Here is a 2,202-nt window from a genome sequence, read left to right as displayed (position 1 = left end):
TGGCATACACTTCAACATTTTTCCCTTTAAAATATTTATCTATCAAGTTTAATCAGCTTGATATTATGAATACTCAAAAAAGTATTGAGATCGTTAAAAGCACATGGGAAGAAGTGTTCTCTGAGATTCCATTTGATTTTTTCTTTTTGGATGATTTCTTCAATAAGCAATATCAAAATGAACAGCAATTCAGTCAATTGCTTTTTGCTTTTACAATGCTTGCCATTTTTGTAGCCTGCCTGGGACTTTATGGATCAACAACACTCATCGTGACTCGCAGAACCAAAGAAGTCGGTGTTCGAAAGGTTCTTGGTGCACCAGTAAGAAGCTTATTGTTATTGCTTTCTAAAAGTTTCATTATCCTCGTTCTTATTTCCGGATTATTGGCTTTACCAGGTGTAGTATTTGGAATTAATCGATGGTTAGAAAGCTATCCATACAGGACACCACTTTATTGGTGGCTATTCTTAATTCCTATCGGAATAATGATGATAATCACATTAATTACCATTGGATCCCAAATTCTAAGGATTTCATTATCTAACCCTGTAAAGGCTTTGAGGTATGAATAACCTTTAACTAATAAATATCATGTCAAACACATGCTGCAAAATCACATATCTTCAAGAAACTTGTATGGAGCTATATTATGAGCTTTACAAATCTTAAAGAAATTCTCAGTGTAGGCGAAATAAGAAACCTTTCGATGCGGGAAATATAGGATCTGTCAAGACCTGCCATATTGGCCAACTCTCCTGGCCCAAATTCTGCTCTTGCCTGAGCTTTATCAATATATCCCCTATGCGCCATTCAAATCACTTTTCATCAAAAAAGTGATTCTATCCTGTGCGATTTGATATATTTGAGGACTATAATCCTCGATTGTTATCGTTCCCATTTTCAACACTTTTAAAATGACTGAAGCAAACAAGGCATTCAAAAAATACTTTATCGAAGAAGATAATAAAGAGAAAAACTTTAGGACAATGGAAGTGGAAGACACCTTACTTGCTTTCTATGAGGATGCTGCACCGTATTATAATTCTAACACCACAACAATTATTAATAATATTCTTAGAGAATGGATTGATACCCATCATTATGACATCAAAAAGGATATAATAAGTAAAATCGGGAATGTTAAGATAAAACACAACGGATAAGATTCGTAGTCTTCGTCAAAATGTTGCACTTGTATTTTTAGGCCCTGCAAAGGTAAGATCACATCTTTTCAAGAAACTTGTAAGGTTCTATCTCCAGAGCCTTGCAGATCTTAAAGAAATTCTCCAGGGTAGGTGAAATAAGAGATCTTTCGATGCGAGAAATATAGGATCTGTCAAGGCCCGCCATGTTAGCCAACTTCTCCTGGCTCAAATTCTGCTCTTGCCTGAGTTTTATCAATTTATCCCCTATTTGCCTTTTCAGATCACTTTTCATCGGAAAAGTGAATCTATCCTGTGCTATTTGATATATTTGAGGACTATAATCCTCAATTTTGAAATACGAGCTATAGTATTATAACAGGGTAATCATGAAGCCATTATTAGTGTATGCGGATAAGGAAGAAGAAACTGCAGGTTCGAGGGTACCTCTTAAAGTCAATAGGGATTCAGTGGTTCTTCATTTATGTCTCACCGATAGCATTCCTTACAGATATGAAATATTTGAAGACTTTCAGGAGGCTGTCGAGTTCTGTAGACAAATGCCAGGATACTCCATGAAAGGTGTCGTTCTCTATTTTAGTGAAAACTCCAAACTAAAAAAGGAATACTTCAAAGTGAAGCTTTAGGCCGTTTTAAGTCTAAAATATTTCTTGAAGCTGTTTGCAGATTTGGATATTTATTCAAATGCGGGTAACTTAAAAACACCATCCATCTTAAGGCAAGGTGTGTCCAAAAATTTCGGAAGAATTATGGACACACAACACATCGGCACCCAAATCAGGAAAGTACGCAAATCATTGAAAATCACCCAGAAACAATTAGCTACGATGTCTGGATTGCATTTAAAAACAATTACTAACCTTGAAAAGGGGAATACAATTAATCCCAAAGTGGATACAATATAATACTCCCCAAAATTCAGACCACTGTTTAAGTTGAATAATTTATAACTTTAACAAGTGGCAAAAATGAAAAAAAGTAGAAGAAAATTCAGTGCGGCATTCAAGGCTCGGGTAGCCATCGAAGCCCTGAGGGAGCG

Annotated in this window: 6 protein-coding genes; 4 read left to right on the top strand and 2 right to left on the bottom strand. The window is 35.7% G+C overall.

Features of this window, described 5'->3' with window-relative positions; all coding sequences use genetic code 11:
• Positions 1–572 (top strand): ABC transporter permease (locus RLO81_RS07885; RefSeq protein ID WP_350109709.1); only part of this gene is annotated, 572 nt, incomplete at its 5' end.
• A 70-nt stretch (positions 573–642) separates the two neighbouring features.
• On the opposite strand, the gene RLO81_RS07880 is transcribed toward RLO81_RS07885, so the two are convergent.
• Positions 643–810, bottom strand: coding sequence for a hypothetical protein (locus RLO81_RS07880; RefSeq protein WP_350109706.1), 168 nt, complete (start codon positions 808–810; stop codon positions 643–645).
• Positions 811–914: 104 nt separating this feature from the next.
• Between RLO81_RS07880 and RLO81_RS07875 the strand changes: the two genes are divergently transcribed.
• Positions 915–1,163 (top strand): hypothetical protein, encoded by a 249-nt coding sequence (locus RLO81_RS07875; protein WP_350109703.1) that lies wholly within the window; start codon positions 915–917, stop codon positions 1,161–1,163.
• Between the two features lie 58 nt (positions 1,164–1,221).
• On the opposite strand, the gene RLO81_RS07870 is transcribed toward RLO81_RS07875, so the two are convergent.
• Positions 1,222–1,437 carry a helix-turn-helix domain-containing protein gene (locus RLO81_RS07870; RefSeq protein WP_350109700.1) on the bottom strand — a complete coding sequence of 72 codons (216 nt, stop codon included), beginning with the start codon at positions 1,435–1,437 and terminating at the stop codon, positions 1,222–1,224.
• Positions 1,438–1,531: 94 nt separating this feature from the next.
• On the opposite strand from RLO81_RS07870, the gene RLO81_RS07865 reads away from it, so the two are divergent.
• Entirely contained in the window at positions 1,532–1,789 is a 258-nt protein-coding gene (locus RLO81_RS07865; RefSeq protein WP_350109697.1) for a hypothetical protein, read from the top strand.
• Between the two features lie 24 nt (positions 1,790–1,813).
• Entirely contained in the window at positions 1,814–2,068 is a 255-nt protein-coding gene (locus RLO81_RS07860; RefSeq protein WP_350109694.1) for a helix-turn-helix domain-containing protein, read from the top strand.
• Positions 2,069–2,202 lie beyond the last annotated feature (134 nt).

Source organism: Fulvivirga sp., assembly GCF_040220315.1.
Taxonomy (GTDB): Bacteria; Bacteroidota; Bacteroidia; order Cytophagales; family Cyclobacteriaceae; genus Fulvivirga.
This window is presented reverse-complemented; position numbering and strand designations above follow the sequence as displayed.